The sequence below is a fragment of the Kitasatospora sp. NPDC088351 genome (genome assembly GCF_040685575.1).
Classification (GTDB): domain Bacteria; phylum Actinomycetota; class Actinomycetes; order Streptomycetales; family Streptomycetaceae; genus Kitasatospora.
In genome coordinates this window covers 27,820-50,397 of record NZ_JBFBIL010000041.1, presented here as the reverse complement: position 1 = coordinate 50,397, position 22,578 = coordinate 27,820, and the positions used below count along the sequence as shown (strand labels likewise).

Below are 22,578 nucleotides of genomic sequence, written 5' to 3'. Positions count from 1 at the left end.
GCCGACCAGCGGGGCCTGACACCGCCGCCGTACGAGGTGCTCCGCCCCGCGCCCCGCACCGCCGGGGAACCGACGGTCCGTCGGGGCTGGTGGAGTTCCGCCGAGATCCACACCCGTCCCACGCCCGAGGAACTGCAGGCCAGGGGCGTGGACCTGGTGGATCTTCCTCCGGCGAACGTGCACGATTTCCAACGCGTGCGCGTGTGGACGCTGGACGAGGCCGTGGAGCCGGGGGCGCCGATGGCCGCCTTCGGCTCCCGTTGGCACACGTCGGCCGACGACCGTGGGCACCTGCTCTACCCGGAGTGGGTCCCGCCCGAGATCATGGCGGAGGTGGCCCAGCAGGCCTTCGAGAGCCGGAGCAGGGAGCTGTCCACGGACGGTGGCCGCACCGTCCGGTGGCTGGGGGACTACATCAGCCTGATGCCGGTCGTGGGCATCTCCCGGGACGGCCGGATCGTGGCCCACGGCCCGGCGGAGACGACGCCGCACGCCCCGTACGACCGCTGGGACCCGCGCGGCGTGGCGGACCGCTCCGAGCCGGCGGACGTGGCGGTCGGCGCACTGACCCTGACCGGTCGGCGCCACCTGCTCGACAGCGGCCAGGAGGCCGTCCGGTTCTCCGTCAAGGTCCACCTGCAGGGGGAGGCGGGGGCGACGCCCCAGCAGTTGGCCGGGGCCAGGGACCAGCTGCGACGGCAGGCCGACGATCATGTCGTCGTCCGGGCCGACGGCCGGCTGGTGACCGTGGATCTGGAGTTCACCGAGGATCCGGCCGCCGCCCAGCTGACCCGCACGGTTTCGGCCGACACCCTCCTGGTGCTGCTGGCCGACCACCTGCCGGCGGAGCTCGTCGCCGACGGGCCGGGCCTGACCGCCGCGCTGGACCGGCTCACCGAGCAGGCGCCACGGCTGGCCACGCGAGAAGACCTCCCGCTGCTCCACCTGCGCGAGCCGGGCTTGCCGGCTGCCGACGAGCCGGTGCCCGCCCTGCTCGACGGGTTCGGGGGGACCGTCGAGGGCGACCGGTTGTTGTTCAGCGGGCCGGCCTGGGAGTCCCGTCGCGGCCTGCCGGCGGAATGGACGGCGGACGAGGTCCGCCGGGCCGCCGCCGACATCTACCGGGCCCGCAGGGGCCTTCTCGACCAGGGCCACTACCCACTGGCGGGCGACGTGGTCGGCGGTCCGGGCGCCGACGGCAGGCCGCCGGTCGTGCTCCGTGACGAGTTCGCCGGCGTCCGGATCAACGTGCGCCACGAGAACGGGCTCATCACGGACGTCTGGGGCGAGCCCGGACAGCGGTTCGGGCAGCGGCTGTTCGATTCTTCGCCCGAGCCGGTGCGATTGCTGGCCACGGCCGCCATCCAGGAGCGCACGGGGTTGCGCTTCGAGGCCCGACGGGTCGCCTTGCCCGATGGCGACACGCAGACCGTCCTGTCGGTGAATCTGCACCTCAGGGTGGGGCAGGAGGCGGACCCGAACGCGGAGCCCTACGCGACGGAGCTGCCGCTCCTTCGGGGCCGGGTCGAGGAGGCGGTCAGCCAGGCTTTCGACCGGGGCCAGCGGCTGCCCAACGGGGACCTGCTGAAGGTCGAGGTCCGCTTCGCCGACCGCCCGTCGGAGGCCGCCCACACGATCACGGTGCGGCAGCCCCACGAACGCCGGCAGCCGGGTGACTGGGGACTGCACGATCCGTGGTCCGTCCAGGCTCAGAAGATCGGCTACATGATCGGCCTGGACGACGAGCGCCGTGCCGCGTCGGTGGGCCCGCGGCCGGTGTACGCGGACGCCGGGCTGATGGGAGGCGGCTTCAAGGACACCGTCGGCCGCTACGCGGTCGACTGGGACTACCGGACGCTGCAGAGCGAGGAGTTCGGCGGCGCGAACCAGCTGATGCCACGCAACCTGATCCAGCTGGGTGAGGTGCTCGACCGGGCCTTCGGGACGACCCCGCGGAAGCCGAACGGGTTCGAGCCGCCGGAGCGGGCGGTGTTCCCCGAGGCCGTGCGGCGGGCCGCGCTCTTCGACGGCCCGGACGGCCGGGGCGGGCACCTGACCCCGCCGGCGGCCTCCGAGCGGCGCCGCCTGTCGCCGTTGCCGCGTGACATCAACCGCGAGGGCCCGAACCTCGGCGAGGAACGTGACGTCAACCCCAATGGCGCGCTCCTCGGCGAGAACGGTGCGGTCAACCGCAACGGCACGTTCCTCGCCGACGCCGGTGAGGCGCCGGGCGGCCGGGTGGCGGACGACACGGCCCTCTCGGGGCCCGGGCGGGTCCGGATGATGTTCCCCGAGCACTGGACGGCCGACGACGCGGTGTACGCGGCGCAGCAGGCCTACCTGCACGCCCGCCGGACCGGCGATGTCACCGAGACCGGGCCGGTCTCGTACCGCTGGACCGGCGAGTACGCCGGGGTGCGGATCGAGGGTGAGATCCGGGGAGCCGACTTCACCTCGTTCCGGCCCTCGCGTGACCAGAGCGGGCTCGACACGCCTGCCTACGTGCCGTGGAGCGCCACCGACGGGTTGTTCGGGCAGCGGGTGTCGGACGTCGTCCGCTACGGCGACCGGCAGACCTTCACGGGCGCCCACCACCCGCCGGAGGCCGGGGTCGCCGAGAAGCACGGTCTCCGGGTCGATCCGCCGGTACACGGTGGCCGGCACCCCAACGGCACCTACCAGGGGAGGGTCTGGTTCCTGGATCCCGTGATCTCCCCGTCCTCGCCGGCGTCCCGGTTCCCGACCCGCTGGCAGAGCCGGGCGGACGGGGAAGCGCACACGTTCTACCCGAAGCACTGGACGTCCGAGCGGCTTCTCGCCGCGGTGGAGCGTGCTGCCGAGACGCCGGAGCACAGCTTCGTGCGCGCCGACGGGAGCACCTACTGGGTCGGTACCGCAGAGGGCGTCCGGATCGAGGGCGTCACCAGGAACGGGCAGCACGTCGTCCATCGCCCGGCCGGTCTGCAGTACGAGCAGGGCAGTTGGGACCGGGATGCCGTGGAGGCGCGCACGCCGCGGCACGTGGAGGGGATCGGAGCGGACAACGACCGCGAGGTCGCCGTGCAGCGGGTCCGCTTCAACAACGCCGAGTTCGGCGTCGAGTTCGTCGTTCCGGTCCGGCTGCGGTTCGACGGACTCGATGCGGGCGAACAGTCGGCCTACGTGCGGCGGGTGCAGCTCGCCGCGAACGCCTACGCCGAGAACCACGGGGTGCCGGGCTTCAGCCTGACCCGGATCACCGTCCGACTTGTCGGGTCACCGGAGGGTGCGCACTCCGACACCCGGATCACGCCGGAGAACCATGAGGCCGACGTCGATCTGACGACCTTGCTTCCGGACTTCACCGGCCTGGCCGACGGGGACCTCGCCGAGCTGGCGGCCAGGGCGCCGAGCACGCGGTGGCTGCCCGAGCCCCAGGTGCGGATGTCGGATCTGATCGAGCCCGGGACCAGTCGGCGGCCGCAGGTCCAGACCCAGGTGACGCCGCAGGAAATGAGCCTGATCGAGCCGGCGTTCGCCCCTGAGTTCGTCTCGCGCGAGGGGCATCTGCCGGGCGGTTGGACGGCCCACGACGCCATGTACGCGGTGACGAAGGGGACGACGGAACCCGAACGGGTGCTCCCGGGCGACCCGGACCGGGTGACCGGCCGGGTGACGTTCGAGAACGTCGCCATGACGTACGTGCGCCGGATGGACGACTGGCTGATCATCGACGTCCGCCCGGAGACCGGGATCGACGGGAAGGCCGTTGAGCCGCCGCCCGGTGTCGCGGTGCGGCCGTTCGTCCCGAAGGCCGGTGGGTCCTGGCACGTGATGGGCGCTCCGGACCTGGTACGGCCGGACGCCTGGCCGGCCGGCGGGCACACGACCGACCGCAACGGCGTGGTGCGCGTTCACGAGTGGTCGCCGGTCCCGGGGGTCGAGCCGGGATCGGCCGAGGCGGGCCTGCCGTCCAATCTCCGCCGGGCCGAGGACGCGCCGAGCAAGGGCACGTACTATCCGCGGGACTGGACGGCGCAGAGCACCGAACAGCGGGTTCAGGAGGCCTTCGGGAACCGTTCCCGTGAAGACCGCCTGCCGGACCGCGCGCTGTACTGGGCCGACGGCCCGGAGGGTCCGGTGCCCGCCGAGCTTCCCCAGGGCCGGGCCGTGCACTGGGTGGGCGAGGTCGACGGGGTACGGATCGAGGGCGTCGCGGTGGACGACCGGGTGGTCGTCCACAGCCCGGCGGCCGACCAGTGGTCCGGGGCGTGGCCCGCGGACCGCGTGGTTCGGGAGGGCGCGTCCGGGCCCGTGGCCGACGGCATGTTCGAGGTGCCGCTGCGCGCTCGGCGGGTGCTGTTCGAGAACGGTCGGGAGGGTCTGGAGGTGTCCCCCCGGATCCGACTGGCGCAGGACGCCGGGACGGACGCGGCTGCCGTTGACGCGGTGAAGCGCCAACTGCAGGAGCAGGCCGACCACCTGGTCGCCATGGCCGGGAACCGCGGGGACACGCTGTTCCGGCTGCGGCTGGAGTTCCTCGACGTGCCCGGCGACGGCGATGCCGATGTCGTCGTCGGAGGCGGCCGGGGTCCGAGGACTTTGGAGGAGATCGTGCCGTCCCTGTGGGACAGGACGATCGGTGACCTCGACGGACTTCGGGCGGACTTGCGGACCGACGCACCGGAACTCCCGCCCGGGGCGTGGATCCCGGCCCCGGCGCACGACATCGGCGGCCGGTTCCACCCCGGAGTCGACGCCGCGACGCGACGCGGCCTGCCCGAGGACTGGGCACCGGAGACCAGGGAGTACGCCGCCCACTGGGTCATGACGCACAGCGAGGGCCTGCCGGACCACGCGATGCCGGCCAGGGGTGAGCGGGGCTACGAGGTACCGGTCGAGGGCACTCCTGGCCATGCGACCCCGGCCGCCGACACCCCGGTCGCGATGGTCCACCGCGGCACCTTCGGTGGTGTCCGGCTCAACGTGCTGGTCAGGGACGGTCTGATCACCGACTTCTGGGGCGAGCCACTCGCACGACGGGTCTCCGCCGCCGAGGACCTGGGGAACCGTCTGACAACGGTGGGGCCGCCGGAGGTCGAGTTCGTCCGGGGGATGCAGACCCGCCACGGGCAGCGGTTCGAGGTCCATCGGGTCGACCTGCCCGACGGTGACCGCGAGACCGTGCTGACGATGCGGCTCCACCTGGACACCAGCCCCCTGGATCTGCGGAACCCGGAGGTCCGCAAGGCGCTGGACGCGATGAAGGGGCGGGCCGCGGAGGGCGTCGACCGGGCGTACAACCTCGGCCAGCGGCTGCCCAACGGCGACCAGTTGCGGATCCGGGTCGAGTTCCTCGACACGGCCGGGCCGCGTGCCCAGACCATCGTGATCAACCCCGAGCCGGGGCGCGCGCACCACGTGGCGTGGCACCTGGGCCTTGAGTCGTACGTCCTCGCGCACGAACTCGGCCACCACCTCGGGCTCCCCGACGAGTACCGCGAGGCGAAGCCCGGCTGGGGCCACCGCGCGGTGTACCCGGACGGCGGTCTGATGGGAGGCCAGACCGTGATCCGCGGCGGCCGCTTCGACGTCGAGAGCGACAACCCCTACGGGTGGCCGGAGCGCCGCGCGGCCGACCAGGTCCTTCAGCCGCGCAATCTGCGGCAGCTGGGTACGGGGATCGACCGGGTCCTCGGCCGGCCCGAGGCGGGTTTCACGGCCGACGGGCTGCCGACGCGGGTCGGCCTGCGCGGCGAGGTCATCGAGACCGCGCTGCGCGGCACCCGGAACGGTGAGGGCGGCCACCTGTATCCGCTGCCGGGCTCGGGGCGGCCACGGCAGGCCGAGGTGGCCGGGTCGCTGAACCGCAACGGGACCTTCCAGGTGGAGAGCACGACCGCCGAGCGGGCGACGCACAGCGGTCGGCAGGCGGGCGACATCGAGGTGCCCGGCCCCGGCCGGACGACCCGGACGATGTTCCCGAAGCACTGGACGACGGAGCAGGCCGTGTACGCGGCCGAGCAGGCGCACCTCGCCGCCCGCCGGGCGGGCGACGTCCCGCCGCTCGTCCCCTCGGCGGGTGCCGGGCTGCTCGACGGCCCGCGCCCCGGTGAGCACCCGCTCAGTGCCCGCCGGACGGTGGGCATCGAGCGCTCGGGCGAGCTGACCTACCACTTCCTGGGTGAGTACGCCGGCGTGCGGATCGAGGGCGAGGTGCGGGGCGAGCAGATCGTCTCGTTCCGTCCCTCGACCTGGCAGGACGGGCTGGACAAGCCCGCGCACCTGCCCTGGCGTTCCACCGAGGGCGCGTTCGGCCAGGCGACCGAGGACCACGTCCGCTACGGCAACCGCCACACGCTCGACGGTGTGCACCACCAGCCGACGGCGGAGTCCGGCGAGTTCTTCGGCATTCGGGTCAACGAGCCGTGGATGAGGAACGACAACGGCACCTACCGGGCCGGGGTGTGGTTCCTCAAGCCGGGCATCAACCCGGACTCCCCCGAGGCCAGGCACCCGGACTCCTGGCGCCGGCGGGACGACTGGCAGGCCCACACGTTCTACCCCAGGAACTGGACGCCCTCCACGGTCGAGCACGCGGTCTCGGAGGCGTACGCGAACCGTCGTCAGCAGAGCCCGCCCGGTGCCGGGCCCGAGCACTGGATCGGCACGGCACTCGGCGTCCGGATCGAGGGGATCACCCTGGACGGCCGGCACCTCACCCACCGCCCGACCCTCGACCAACCGCACCGGTTGTGGAACGACTCCACCATCGTCGCGGAGTCGCCCCAGAACACCGTCTCGCTCGCGCCGGGCCGCCAAGGGAGGCTGCGCGCAGTCCAGTTCGCCGGCGACCAGACGGGGACCGAGCTGACCGTTCCGGTCCACCTGAGTCCGGACGAGGTGGCGACCGACCCAGCCGGGCTCCAGGCCAGGCTGCAGTACCAGGTGGACAGGTACCTCGGCCAGGGAGGTGACCTGGCGCGGCTTCGGCTGGCCTTCACCGACGACCCGGCGGCCGCGCACAGTCGTGGGGGGAATGCCGGGGATGTGGTGTCCTGGCTCGGACGCCTGGAGAGCCCGAACGCGAGCCGGAACGATGCTCGTGGCCTCATCTACGCCCTGACGTCGGACGTCTATGTCCTCTCGGAGCATCAGGGGCAGTTCCTCGGGGAGTACATCCACTCGCTGGCCGGGCAGCATCCTGTGGGGGCCCTTGTACCGCTCCCGCGCGCCCCTCAGGCGGTCGAGGCGGCGCCACTTCGCGCGCCCGGTCTGCCCGGGACGGTCGAACCCCTGGTCATACACCCCGATCCGGAGGAGGTCGGGCCCGGGAACCCGCCGGCGGAGGACGGTCCGGAGGCGTCGCCGCCGGGGGGCGTGTACGACGAGCACATGGGCGGGATGGTGGACGGTCTGGCGAGTCTGCTGGCGGGGGACGGTCCGGAGGCGTCGCCGCCGGGGGGCGTGTACGACGAGCACATGGCCGGGATGGTGGACGGTCTGGCGAGTCTGCTGACGGGGGGCCCGGGGGACCTCCCGCAGCACTTCGCACCGGGCACCACGGACGGCGGCCCGCTGCACAGCGGCATCGTCGGGGCCGTGGGGCCGGACACCCTGTCGGTCGGCAATCCCGCCGGCGCCGGCGGCCCGGCCCGGGCCCGCACCGTTCCCCCCGCCGGCGGGGTCTGGCACCCCGCGACGAACCTCGACGGGACGCCGACCGAACCGGTGCGCCCCTCCGCCTGGCCGGCCGACAGCCACAGCACGGACCACAACGGTGTCGTGCGGGTGTACGACTGGTCGCCGGTCGACGGAGTCGCCCCGGGGTCGCCGGAGGCGGCCCTCCCGCAGAACCTGCGCCGGCCGGCGCAGGCCGCGGGCAGGGGGGCGTACTACCCGCGGGACTGGACGGCGCAGACCACCGCGCAGCATGCCGTCGAGGCGTTCGTCAACAGGTTCCGGACGGAGAACATGCCGGCGGACTCCCTGCACTGGGTGGAGGGGCCGCAGGGCCGACGCCTTGAGCAGCTGCCCAACGGCACTGCCCAGTACTGGGTCGGTGAGGCGGGCGGTGTGCGGATCGAGGGCATCGCCGTCGACGGCCGGATCGTCCTGCACAGCCCGACCCTGCACCAGCCGCACGCGCCGCATGCCGGCTGGCCCGGTGAGGACCACGTGGCCCACGTCGGCGACGCCCACGTGCCGGTCGCCGTGGCCCTCGGACCACCGCTGGCCGTCCGGCGGGTGCTGTTCGACAGCGGCCAGGAAGGCCTGGAGGTCACCGCCGAGTTCGAGCTGCAGCACCCCGGAGGCCTCGAACACCCTGAGGCCCAGGCGATGATGGAGCACCTGCAGGGGCTCGCCGACGCCTACGTCCAGGACGCCGCGCTCCGGTCGCCCGGTGCCCCGCCGGTCCGGCTCCGGCTGGAGTTCGACGACGTGTCGGAGGGCCGCCCGCGCATCGACATGCGGGAAGACACCGTGACCGGCTTCGACGAGCTGGCGCCCGCGTTGGCCATGGAGGTCGAGCAGGCCGGGCTGCACGGTCTGCTGGACCAGCTCGTCGACGGGATGCCGCCGCTGGACCCGGGGGCCCGGCTGCACGCCGTGTCGGTCCCGTCGCCGCACGACGGCACCGGGACCGGGCCGGGCGACGGCTGGGTCCACGGCCGGGCGGAGGACGTCGCGTCGTCGTTCGCGTCCGGCCTCGCCACCGACGCCGGCCGGCGTCTGCCGCAGGACTGGCCGGCGGACGCGCGGCGGTATGCCGCGCACGTGGTCCGGACGAACAACGCGGGCACGCCCCTCGCCGACGCCGTCGGCGGGGCGGCGGTCCCGATGGTTCACCGCGGTTCCTTCGGCGGCCTCCGGATCAACGTCCGGACCGAGAACGGTCTGATCACCGACTTCTGGGGCGAGGCACACCACCGCAACGTCTCCGTCACGGAGGACCTGGGGCGGCCCCTCACCACCGTGGGACCGCCGGAGTGGGAGTTCGTCCGAGGACTGGAGGCGCGCGATGCCCAGGGGTTCGAGGTGCACCGGCGCGACCTGCCGGGAGGGGACCACGAGAGTGTGGTGACGGTCCGGCTCCACCTGGACACCCGCGGCCTCGACCTGAGGGATCCCGGAATCCGGCAGGCGCTGGACGAGCTCAGGGCCCGGATGGCGGAGGGCGTCGATCGGACCTACAACCTCGGTCAGCGGCTGCCCAACGGCGATCTGCTGAGGGTCCGGGCCCAACTCCTCGAAACCCCCGGTCCGGCCGCCCGGACCGTGGCGATCACTGCCAGGGACGGGCGTGAGCACCATCAGCAGTGGCACCTGGGCACCGACGCGACGACGCTCGCCCACGAGCTCGGGCACCACCTCGGGCTGCCCGACGAGTACGCCGAGGCGAGGCCCGGTCGTGGACGCCGCCCCGTGTATCCGGACGGGGGCCTGATGGGATCCCTGCGCACGGAGCCCGACGGCCGGGCTTCGATCGGCGCGGACCACCTCGGCGGGGGGCCGGTCCGCATCATGACCGACGGGGTCCTGCAGCCGCGCAACCTGCGCCAGCTGGGTGCGGGTATCGACCGGACCCTCGACGGGGTCACCCAGGGCTACACGGCCGACGGGCTGCCGAAGCGGGCCAAGCTCGGAGCCGACGTCATCCGCGCCGCGCTGCACGGCGAGGACGGACCGCGCGGCCGGGGCGGCCACCTGTTCCCCTCGTCGAGCGGGGACCGGGAGCAGCCGCGTGTGGTGGCCGGTTCCCTGAACCGCAACGGCACCTTCGAGGTGGCGGGGGAGGCCGTCGAACGGACGGTCCGGACCAGCACCCTGGCCGGCGACATCGAGGTGCCCCGCTCCGCTCCGACGACGCGGACGATGTTCCCCAGGCACTGGACGGTGGAGCAGGCCGCCTACGCGGCCGAGCAGGCCCACCACGCCGCCCTCCGGGCGGGCGAACGGCCGTCGGACGGCGGCATGCCGGACGGCGGGAACCCGCTCACGGCCCGACGGGAGGAGGGGTACCAGCGCAGTCGGGCGACCGCGGAGAGCAGCGCGCGGGAGCGGGGGGCGGACAGCACGTACCACTGGCTGGGCGAGTACGGCGGCGTGCGGATCGAGGGCGAGGTCCGGGGCGACCGGATCGTCTCGTTCAGGCCGTCCGAGTGGCAGGACGGCCTGGACGCGGCCGCCCACCTGCCGTACCGCTCCGCCGGCACGTTCACCACCGCCGCCGACCGGTTCCAGCACTACGGGGACCGGCGGGAGCTCACCGGTGTCCACCACCACCGGAACCCCGTCGCCGCCCGGTTCCACGGTGTGCGGGTCGACCCGCACACGCGGTCGGCGATGAACGAGAACGGCACCTACCGGGCCACCGTGTGGTACCTCAGGCCCGGGATCCACCCGGACTCGGTCGAGGCCCGGCTCCCCGCCAACTGGGAACGCCGGCAGACCGGCGAGGAGGGCCACACGTTCTACCCCGAGCGGTGGACGCGCGACCGGATCGAGGCCGCGGTGGCGGAGGCCTACCAGCAGCGGAGGGGCCCGGGGGAGCTCCTGGCCGACGGCTCGGAGCGGTGGAGGGGTCTCGGCGACGGCGTGCTCATCGAAGGCATCACCACCCAGGACGGCCGGCACCTGGTGCACCGGCCGGCGACCTCGCAGCCGCACAGCCGGTGGAGCCCCAACCAGCTGTGGCGCTCCGAAGGCCTGCCGGTGGACCTCGCCCCCGGGCGGCGTCTGACCGCCCGCCACTTCATCTTTCCCAGCGGACAGACCGGCGTCACGATCGACGTCCCCGTCCACGTGTCCAACGAGGTCACTCCGCAGGAGCGGACGCGGCTGCAGAACCGGATCAACGACTACCTCACCGAACCTGCGGGGCCGACGTTGGCCCGGGTGCGGCTGGTCTTCGTCGACGACCCCGCGCAGGCCCGCAGCCTCGCGCTGAACCCCATGGTCTTCATCGGCGAGTCGGAGAGCCGGGCCCTGGGGGCGCCGGAGCAGGACCGGGCCGCCATCCTCGGCGGGGGCCGGCGTGACGCCCTGATCGCCCTGATGCCCGACGTCATGAACATCACGCACATCACCGGCCGCAGCCTGCCCGATGTCGTTCGGGGCCTCGCCGGGCAGATGCCGACGCACCTGGGCCGGACCACGTACGACCCCCCGCAGACGCAGCCGCTGCGTACGCCGGACCTGCCCGGGACGGCGAGGCGTCCGGCGGATCTTCAACTGGTCGACATGGCGGCGTCGGTCGCCGCGCGGGTGAGCGACCAGGCCATGCCCGGTCTCGCGGCGGGGGCGGGGCGTGGCATGCCCGCACACTGGTCGCAGGCGGACCGCAGGAACGTGGCCCTCGAAGTCCTGGAGGAGTTCCGGCAGCGGCGCGCGCAGCAGGGCGGGGCTCTCCCCCGGGTGGGGACCGTCATGCACGAATTCCCGAGCCATCGGGTGACGGTGAGTTTCGTGGACGGTCTCATCACCGATTTCTGGGCCGAACCGAACCCCGCGGCCTGGCACCAGGCGGGCCCCGGGGCGCCGCTGCACACGCCGGTGCACACCACGGACGAGCACACGCCGGTGCACACCACGGACGAGGACGTGTACCCGGACAGCCAGATACTCCTGGACGGGGACGCCGAGCCGGCGCTGCTGCACACCGCCTCGGTCCACGGAGCGGGGTCCGCCGACGCGGCCGGCTCGGCGCGCACGCCGATCGGGCAGCCGGCCGGCGGGGTCTGGCACCGGCGCACCCCGGGCGGCGCGCCGCCCGAGCCGGTGCGGCCGAGTGCCTGGCCGGCCCCGAACCACACGGTGGACCACAACGGTGTCGTGCGCGTCCACGACTGGTCGCCGGTCCCGGGGGTCACGCCCGGATCGGTGGAGGCGGGCCTGCCCTGGAACCTGCGCCGCGCGGCCGACGCGCCGGGCAAGGAGGCGTACTACCCGCTGGACTGGACGGCGCAGATCACCGACCAGCGGGTCCAGGAGGCCTTCGCCAACAGGATCTACGCCGATCGCGAGACCCCCGGCACCCTGCACTGGGTCGAGACACCGCTGGGCCGCCACCTCCAGCCGCTGGGGGCAGGCGAGGTCCTGCGCTGGGTGGGCGAGGCGGGCGGCGTGCGGATCGAGGGCATTTCCGTGGACGGCCGGGTGGTCTTCCACAGCCCGACCCTGAACCAGCCGCACGCTCCCCACTCCGCCTGGTCGGAGAACCATGTCGCCCACCGTGGTCAGTTCCACGAAGCACAGGGTGAGGACTACGGCATGCGGGTCGACGTCCGACGGGTGCTGTTCGACAGCGGCCAGGAGGGCGTGGAGCTCGTCACCGACATCGAGCTGCTGCACCCCGACGGGATGGACGCCCCGCAGGTCCAGGCCATGAGGGAGCACCTGCAGCAGCTCGTCGACACCCACCTCCACGACGCCCCGCGGGTGCCGGGCGCCACCGGTCTGGTCAGGATGCGGCTCAACTTCGTCACCGGCTCCGAGGACGCGCCGCAGGTCGACGTCGCCCACGAGACCATCACCTCGTTCGATGAGCTGTTCCCGGACCTCGCGGAGGCCATGGGCACCTCCGGGCTGGACGCCCTGGTGCGCGAATTCATGGCCGGCGCACCGCCGTTGGCCCCGGGCGCGCGACTGCTGGCCGTGGCGCAGCAGCAGCAGCCTTCGGCCGGCGGCTGGGTGCACGGGGAGGCCGGGGACATCGCGCAGCGGTTCGCCCCGGTCCTCGCCGACGGCGCCGGCCGCAGCCTGCCCACCACGTGGTCGCAGGACACGAGGCGGTACGCCGCCCACTGGATCGTGACGCACAGCGAGGGCGCACCGGCCCACGAGGCCCCGGCCGGTGGACCCCCGGCTCCGGTGGTGCACCGCGGCAGCTTCGGCGACGTCCGGATCAACGTGCGGACCGAGAACGGCCGGATCACCGACTTCTGGGGCGAGCCGCTCGCCCGACGGGTCTCCGTCGATGAGCAGTTGGGGGCCCCGCTGGCAACGGTGCGGCCGCCGACGGACGCCTTCGTCCGGGGGATGGAGGAACGCGCCGGCCAGCGCTTCGAGGTCCACCGGCGAGACCTGCCCGGAGGGGACCGCGAGACGGTACTGACGGTCCGGCTCCACCTGGACACCAGTCGGCTGGATCTTCGGATCCCGGAAATCCGTGCGGCACTGGAGGCGATGAAGGGGCGGCTGGCGGAAGGCGTCGACCAGGCGTACAACCTCGGCCAGCGGCTGCCCAACGGCGACCTGCTGCGAATCCGCGCCGGCCTCGTCCACACCGCCGGTCCGGCCGCCCAGACCGTCGTGATCCACCCCGAGTCGATGCGCGAGCACCACCGGGCCTGGCACCTGGGCACTCCGGCATTCGTCCTCGCGCACGAGCTCGGCCACCATCTCGGGCTCCCCGACGAGTACCGCGAGGCGAAGCCCGGCAACGGGCGCCGCGCCCAGTACACGGACGGCGGAATGATGGGATCCCAGATCCTGATCCCCGACGGCCGCTTCGACCTCGACAACGACAACCGCTACCGGGCGGCGCCGGCCCTCGCGACCGACCTGGTCATGCAGCCGCGCAACCTGCGGCAGCTGGGGACGGGCATCGACCGGGTCCTCGGCCGGCCCGAGGCGACCTTCACGCCCGAGGGGCTGCCGACGCGGGTCGGCCTGCGCGGCGAGGTCATCGAGACCGCGCTGCGCGGCACCCGGAACGGTGACGGCGGCCACCTGTACCCGCCGCTGGGCTCGGGTCGGCCGCGGCCGACCGAGGTGGCGGGGTCCTTGAACCCCAACGGCACCTTCCAGGTGGGGGCCACGACCACCGAGCGGGCGACGCACAGCGGTCGGCTGGCGGGCGACATCGAGGAGATCCGGCCCGGCCGGACGACGCGGACGATGTTCCCGAAGCACTGGACGACGGAGCAGGCCGTGTACGCGGCCGAGCAGGCGCACCTCGCCGCCCGGCGGGCCGGTGACGCCCCGCCGCTCGTCCCCTCGGCGGGTGCCGGGCTGCTCGACGGCCCGCGCCCCGGTGAGCACCCGCTCAGTGCCCGCCGGACCGTCGGGATCGAGCGGTCGGGTGAGGTGAGCTACCACTTCCTGGGCGAGTACGCCGGGGTGCGGATCGAGGGCGAGGCGCGGGGCGAGGAGATCGTCTCGTTCCGCCCCTCGAACTGGCAGGACGGGCTGGACATGCCCGCGCACCTGCCCTGGCGTCGTACGGACAGCACGTTCACCCAGGCGACCGAGGACCACGTCCGCTACGGCAACCGCCACCTGCTCGACGGTGTGCACCACCAGCAGAACCCGGTGGCCGCCACGTTCCGCGGCATCCGGGTCGACGAACCGTGGAAGGTGAACGACAACGGCACCTACCGGTCCTCGGTCTGGTTCCTCGACCCCAAGGTCCACCCGGACTCCCCGGAGGCCAGGTTCCCGGAGTCCTGGCACCGGCGCGCCGACTGGCAGACGCACACGCTCTACCCCAAGAACTGGACGCCCGCCCAGGTCGAGCAGGCGGTGGCGCACGCGTACGCGAACGCGCAGCTGAGGACCCCGCCCGGGGTCACGCCCGAGCGCTGGATCGGGATGGCCGGCGGCGTGCGGATCGAGGGGATCACCCTGGACGGCCGGCACCTCACCCACCGCCCGACCGACGTTCAACCGCACCAGCGGTGGAGCGCCGGCGACGTGGTCGCACAGTCCACCCCCTGGGTGGGGCAGCTTGCCCCGGGGGTGCCGGCGACGTTCCGTCATGTGCGCTTCGACAGCGGCCAGGCCGGCGTCGAACTCTCGCTCAACATCCACCTCGGCGCCGGGGACTCGGCCCCCGCCCGGGCCGACCTGCAGCGCCGGGTGGACGAGTACCTCGGCCGCAGCGCCGGACCGTCGCTGGTCCGCCTGAGGCTGGACTTCGTCCAGGACCCGGCGCAGGCCCTGCGCACCACCGGCCACGACGCCGTCACCCTGCTCGCGGCGACGGACCACCAGGCCCGTCAGCTGGAGCCCCAGCAAGCGGCAGCGATCCGCAACGGGGCCCTCCAGTCGGCGCTCGACATCCTGCTGCCCGACGTCCGGGCGATGGCCAACGGCGACCTCCCGGGGTACATCCGCTGGCTGGCGGAGAACAACCCCGGCCAGTTGCACCAGCTGGCTCCGACGACCCCGCCGCCGCCTCCGCTGCGGGCGCCGGGAGAGCCCGGGACGGGCGTCCGTCCGCAGGCCGTCACCAGCATGACGGAGACCTACACCCCGAGGGTGGACGCGGCGATGCCCAACCCCGCCGCCGACGCGGGCCGGGGCATGCCCGACCACTGGTCGGAGCCGAACCGGCGAAGCCTCGCCCTCCACGTGCTGGAGAACGCGCAGAACCAGCTCGCCCGGACGCGGCTCCAGACACCCGGCGCGGTGCTGGCCCCGGTCATCGGGCACTCGTTCCCGACCCACCGGGTGTTCATCCGCCAGGAGAACGGACTGATCACTGACTTCTGGGCCAGGCCCGTGACGCAGGGCGGCGCCACCACGCACCCCGTCCTGCAGCACACCATGTCCCCGGGCGGGGCGGACGGCACCCCGCAGTCGAGCCGCAGGCCCGGCGACGTGGAGGAGTTCGAACCGGCCGGGCCCCGGGTGAAGGTGGCGGGCGACGGCCTCTGCCTGCTGCGGGCGGTCTCCGTGAGCGCACCCGACCTGGTCGAGCGGTGGACGGCGCGATCCACCGACCCGATCGAGGGCCTTCGGCGTCAGGTCGAGGACCACTACCGGCAGTTGGACGCGGCGGAATTCCCGGCCGAGGTCGTGTCCGCCCTCCGCTGGCAGCGGCTCGGCAGCTTCGACGCGTTGAGTGACAGTGAGCTGCTCCTGCGCATTCCGGCCGAATCCCGGGACGCGTATGTGGGACTGAGCCGACACGAACTGGTGGACTTCGCCGCGCAGCACGTCATCGCGGCCACCGAGCCGGTATCGCCCCACGAACGCGCGGCACTGCTCCGGACCATCCGGAACTGGCGGGGCGAATGGTCGTCGGACGCGGGAGAGATGCTTCCGCCGGCACTGGCCCATGCGCTGGGTGTCCGTCTCCGGTTGATGAACCACGACGGCGTCCACGACTTCGGCGGCTACGGGCCGGCGGACGGTCGACGGGTCGCGGTCTACTACGACGTGCGCGGTAGGCATTACGACGGCAGCAAGCCGATCGAGCCGCCCGTGCTCATGGAGCGAACCTCGGGCGGGGAGTCGTCGCAGCAGAAGTCCGATTCGTCGGCGGCGCGCAGGCTTGCCGAGGAGGAGACGGCGGTGCGCAAGGCGGCGGAGGAGCAGGAGGCGGCAGCGCGGAAGGCTGCCGAGCAGGAGGCGGTGCGCAAGGCGGCGGAGGAGCAGGAGGCCGCGCACAAGGCTGCCGAGGAGGAGACGGCGGTGCGCAAGGCGGCGGAGGAGCAGGAGGCGGCAGCGCGGAAGGCTGCCGAGCAGGAGGCGGTGCGCAAGGCTGCCGAGGAGCAGGAGGCCGCGCACAAGGCTGCCGAGCAGGAGGCGGCGCACAAGGCGGCGGCGGAGGAGCAGGAGGCGCGCAGGCTTGCCGAGGACGAGCGGCTTCCGTCACAGGTCGGGGCACCCTTGCCGGTCGGTGGGGAGGACGTCCTCAGCCTTCTGGAATCGGTCACGAGCACCGCGCCCGAGATGGTCCGGCGCATCCTCGGCTACTCGCCGACGCAGGTGCTGCCGGACCGGCTGGCGACGCTCCTGCGGGAGTCTGTTTGGGAGTGGGTGAACACCGAGTACCGCCCGATGCCGAGGGAGATCGCGAACCTCGTCGACATCGGCCACCGGCCGGGGCTGAGGGAGGAACTGCGGCACGTGCTCGTCCGGAACCGGCTGAGGTCCATGGTCGACGACTGGGCGGTCACGGCGGCCGGACCGGAGGCGGCCGTGCTGCCGGCCGTGCTGGCGCATGCGCTCCGTATCCGGCTCCAGGTGGTGCGCGAGAGCGCCGGCGGGGTGGAGCTCGTCGCGGAGCTCGGGCCCAGGGACGGTGAGATCGTGTCGGTCTATCACCGCGACGGCAGCCGCTACGACGCCAGCACCTCCATCCCCCGGGAGTCCCGGTCCGCCGAGTCGGAGGGGCTCAGGAGGGAGGCGTCGGAGGAGCCGAAGCCGGAGGAGCCGAAGGAGTCGAACCAGGACAAGTCGGAGGAGCCGAAGCAGGACGAGTGGGAGGAGCCGAAGCAGGACGAGTCGGAGGAGCCGAAGCAGGACGAGTCGGAGGAGCCGAAGGAGCCGAAGCAGGAGGAGCAGGACGAGACCGACTCCCGCCGGGACGACCTGTCGCCGGAGAACAAGCCGACGGACCAGAACCCCATCGAGCCGGCCGAGCAGCGGGCTCCTGCGCAGAGCGAGATCGTCGAGGAGCCGTTGCCGACGATGCCCGAGCCGGAGAAGCCGCCGGTGCCGGTGGGCCCCGCCAAGGGCGGGCACATCGCGGGCACGGACCTCCTGATCGGCCTGACCGACCACGAGGCGGCGGCGCGGAACAAGGTCGTCGCCGTGATCAAGCGGATCATGGCGGGCGACGAAATGGCGGCCCGGGCCTTCGCCGACGCCTACTTCGGTCCGGCGACGCTGCGCCCGATGCTCTCCGCACTCTCCCGGGGCGAGGTGTGGGTGGCTCCCTTCGACGGCAACGGCTGGAGCGGGAGCATCGCGCTGCGTGCCACGGTCGAGAAGTCGACGTTCCTGCGTCAGGAGAAGATCGAGGTCGAGAACGGCGCGGACCGGTCGGTCATGACCGGGACGCGTGGTGATGTGCGCTGGCAGTACAACCTCGGCTTCCAGGCCAAGCATTCGAGCAGCTCCGGTGACCTCGCCGAGCTCGCCGGCTACTTCCACGACCGCGGCCACGGTGAGGTCAGTCTGGACAGCGGAGGGATGGTGGCGCGTTCGAAGACCTCCGAACCCGCCAACGTGTTCACGTCGGAGATCAGCCTGGAGATCGACTACAGCAAGCTCCGGCACGAGGGTTCCACGGTTCGCACCGAGCAGGGCCACACCACGGAGAAGGTGGAGATCGGCGTGACCGTGGCCGTCCCGGTGCGCGAACCGCTTGCGCCGGGCACGCCGGAGCAGACACCTCCGCAGCGTCTCCAGGACGGTCGGGTCGGCGGCCAGGACATCGTGCTGGACCTCTCGCCCCGTGGCGAGCGCCAGGGCCGACGGCCGGTGGAGGTGCTGCTGGACCATGTGGAGAAGGTCCTGTTGAAGCCGCTGGAGGAGTCCCGGCTGAAGCCTGTGGAGGAGGGCCGGCAGGAATCCGCGGAGGCGAGGACGAGGAGGCTGGAACAGGAGGAGGCCGCCAGGAAGAAGGCCGCCGCCCACTGGCCCGAGCTGCGGCAGAAGATCCTGGCCGAGGTCGACTTCGCCCGTCTCCAGCGGGACTTGAAGAGCATGACGGCGGGTGAGCCGCTCACGGTCGTGCTGACCGACCGCTCGGGCCGGACGGTCGCCGCGGCCGAGATCACCGCCAGGGTCGACGGCCTGCATCAGGTCGGCGCCACCAAGGAGACCGAGTTCAACATCGGAACCACCGTCCAGCAGGTGCGCAGCAGCCTGACGAACCGTGGCCACGCGGGTCAGCTGCCGATCGTGCCCACCTTCGGTCCGAAGCTGGACGGTCCCGTGGCCGGCGCCGGAGCCACGGGGCGGCTGGGGCGGGAGTTCGTCGAGGTCTCGGGGCAGAGCCGGGTGTCCCAGCTCACCAGCAAGTCCAAGGTGCCCGGCGTGATCTACGACGGCAGCGTCGAATTCCAGGTGACCTTCAAGGACATGACCACGGGGTATGCGGCGGGCGACGCCGGTGTTCGGATCCTCGTCGACAAGGCGGACACGAAGACGCCGGAGCCGGCGTCGGATTCGGCCGGCGGCTCCCAGCAGACCGTCGTGCCGCCGACGTACGACGTCATCAGGCCTCCGGACAGCGTCTGGCCCACCGGGGCCGGATCGCACGGGCTGGGCGAGTCCGTCGTCCTCCGGGACCTGGAGGGCACCGCCGAGCTGCGCCAGGCGGTGGACAAGAGCGGCGCGGCGAAGTTCCCGGGCGGGTGGAACTCGGTCAGGGAGGAGGTCATGCACCTGCTCAGCCAGCCGAAGCTGGCGTCCAGGCTCACCGCGATGACCCGGGGCGAGCCGCTGGAACTGAAGCTGCACGGCAAGGACGGCATCGTGGTCACCGCCTTCGCGAAGGTCGAGAAGATGACCCTGGTGCGGGAGGACGGCAAGGCCGAGCTGAACCCGGTGAACGAGACCGGCGCCTTCGCCGCCGAGCGCCGGCTGCGCGCGCGCACCTACGCCGCCCAGGGGCAACTCGGTGGCAGCGGTGCGAGGGAGGCGCTGGGCGGTGAGGGCGTCCTCACCGGCGGCACCCAGCAGCGGGACCGCTTCGCCTGGCGCGGCCGTGACGCCGACCGGGTGTACGCCAACGGCAAGTACCCGGTCGCGCAGGTCATCTACCGCGCCGAGCTGATGGTGGACATCCATCTGGGCAAGGTCGGCGACGAGCCCGACGTCTCGGCACCCGTGCATGTCGAGGTGGGCCTGGATGCCCGGGAGACCCTCAAGGAGGGGACGTCCGACAAGGTGACCGTCTTCGAGGGACCCAAGGAGACCGACACCGGTGCCGGCGACGGCGGGACGATCTCCAGCGCGGGTGGCAGCAGCCGGGGGAGCGACGGCCACCCCACGGAGACGTCCACCAGCAGCTCCCACCGGAGCGAGGACCAGACCGACAAGTACGTCGCGCCGCGCAGGATGAGTGAGAACCATGAGCTGAACGCCTCCTACGTCGTCCACGGTCTGAGCGACGCCGGCAAGGTGCGCAGCACCATCGAGGAGGCCGTGCGGTCGAAGTACGGTGAGCCGTCCGACGAGGTGAAGCGGCGGATCGGTGAGACCTTCGACCGGGTCGCGCTCAGGACCCAGCTCTCCCAGCTCACCCGGGGCGGCAGGATCACCGAGACCGTCGCCGGCCGGCTGTGGAGCGCCGAGATCACGGTCACGGCCAAACTGGGAGACGCCAAGTACCACTCCATGGCGGGGAAGTACGAGTTCGAGTCCGGCACCCAGTCGTCGAGCGGCCAGGGCTATGCGTGGGACCGCCTCAACCGCCACCAGGGCGGATTCCTGGGCAAGTTCAAGTCCAAGTTCGTCGATGTCACCGGCGGTTACACCTACCGGCTGGACCGTACCTACGGCGATGCCACGGACACCGTCGGATCCGTCTCGAACCGGGGCAAGCACACCGAGGCGGCCGCGTTCTTCGACGTCGCCGCGAAGTACGACGTCGAGGTCAGGTACAAGTGGCTGAACGTGCACGACGGCTCGTACACCGATCACGTGACGGCGACCGCGAGGGTGGCCGTCCCGCTGCGTGATGCGGAACCCCTGCACGCGTCGTCGGAGCGGTCCACCGAGAAGCAGCCCTCGGGCTTCCTGGACGGCCGCCGGCTGGATTCCTCGGCGATCGTCAGCGATGTCTTCCCGGTCCGGGAGACCGGCGGGACGAAGGAAACGGCGACGGGCGGGACGACGGCCAAGGCCAAGCACCTGCTGGGCGACTCGATCCTGGACCAGCTGGAGTCGAAGCCCTGGCCGCATCCGGACCGGAAGCCGGCGTCGGCGTCGGCGAAGTCGGGGAGCAACCCCTTCAGGAGCGACTGGGACGGCATCCGGCGGAAGCTGGTGGAGGAGCTCACCCCGGGCAGGCTCCAGGCGAGGCTCAAGGCCATGACGGCCGGTGACGAGATCGTCGTGCGGCACGGGCGGACCACCGTGCGCGTCAGCGCCGTGCTCCGCGACAGGATGGTCCACCTGGGCGAGTCCGGGGTCACCGAGTTCAACGCCGGTACCCAGGTGCAGCGCACCTTCGCCAGCTCCGACGGCGTCACCAACTTCGGTGCCGGCCAGGGCCACAACGTCACCGCCGGGGTGACGGGCACCATCCCGGTGGCGGGGGCGGTGCCGGTGACGGTCGGGCTGTCGGGCAACTTCGGCTGGGGCAAGGACCACATGGACCTCCTGAGCCGGACCACCGCGGCCGGCTCCGCCACCAAGGCCAAGGTGGCGGGAAGCGCCTTCGAGGGCGAGGCGGAGCTGCAGTTCGAGATCGTCCGGCGGCCTCTGTTCGGGGCCTCCGTGCACATGATGCGCACCGCGAGGATCGGCTTCGAGACCATCGTCGAGTCGGGTGAGACCCGGCCGGTGCCCCCGTCCAGGGAGAACGCCGCACCCAACACGGGGATCAAGCCGACGCGGACCCTCCCGGCGGAACCGCCCGCGCCGGTCACCGCCACGGTCCCGCCGGACCGGGTCTGGACGACCGGACTGCGCGACACCGACGTGCTGCGCTGGCTCGGCGACGTCGGAGGCGTTCAGGACCTGGTGCGGCTGCGCGGGCGGAAGTACTTCGGCACGGGGACGTGGCGCCGGATCGGCCACCTGGTCGGCAGCATCACCTCCCACAGCCACCTGTCGGCGCTGTTCGGTACCGCGAGCCAGGGCATGGAGATCGCCACGGCGTCACCGGGCCGATGGCTGCTGGGCCAGGACAAGGGCGTGGAGGTCCGGGTGAAGCTCGTCGAGCTCCGACACCGGGAGAACGACAGCGCCGTCGAGCTGAGCCCGTCGAACGGGACCTCCTTCGGCTCCGTACTGACCGAGCTGTCCGCGAAGCAGGCGGGCCTCCAGGGCCAGGTCGGCCTCAAGGTCCCCGGCGACATCACCAACACCCCGGGTCTCACCGGCGGAGCCCAGCGGGTGTGGCGCGACGGCGGCATGCTGGGCGACGCGGGCCAGGTGATCTCGAACGGCAAGTTCCCGACCCCGATGGCCCGCTACGCCGGGGCCGCCGAGATCGAGGTGACGTTCTTCGACGGAAACCGCGAAAAGGTCACCGAGAAGGGGGTCGTCCCGTTCACGGTCGACATTCCGCTGGCGGAAACGGTCAAGCGGGACGTGCCGGACGACACCTACGCCACCTTCACCGGCGAGCAGCGGCGAGGTGAGCTGCGTTTCGTCGAGAGTCCGACGGCCCTGCGTGAGATCCACCTGGCCCTGGAGACTCCGAGGGCGGAGCGGGAGGGCGGGAAGCCGAGGCAGCAGAGCGAGCTGACGGACCCCGAGATCGACCAGCTCCTGGGGACGTTCCGGGTCGGGAGGACGGCCTACGACGGGAAGTTCACGAGCACGAACGAGGACGGTCTCAAGCACATCCGCGCGACCCACCGGCTGGTCGAGCTGGCCGGCGGCTCCTCGACCGCCGCGGCCCGCCTGGTGCGGGAGCTGCTCGAATGGCCGCCCCGGGCGTCGTTGCGGGCCGAGGTGCTGCGGAGGGTGATCGGATTCATCGAAGAGCGGACCGCCGACGGGGGCACCGTCACGCTCGATGACCTCAGGGCCTGGGCCGCGACCCCGGTGGAGCCGGTTCCCGTGCCGGCGCCGGCGCCGGGTGCCGCGCCGACGCACCCGGGCCCGGACGTGGCACCGAACCTGCTGAACGACGTCGGTCCCTCGCTGGCCGACGACATCTTCAGGGCGCTGAACGGGTAG

At 72.7% G+C, this 22,578-nt stretch carries 1 protein-coding gene (only partly in view); it reads left to right on the top strand.

The window, feature by feature from the left end:
* A protein-coding gene (locus AB0P06_RS25485; RefSeq protein WP_363611110.1) for an EndoU domain-containing protein crosses the window boundary here: on the top strand, window positions 1-22,578 show its 3' portion. The gene continues 13,023 nt to the left of window position 1, outside the view; the window shows 22,578 of its 35,601 coding nt (coding positions 13,024-35,601); its start codon lies beyond the left edge, outside the window; it ends in the stop codon at window positions 22,576-22,578.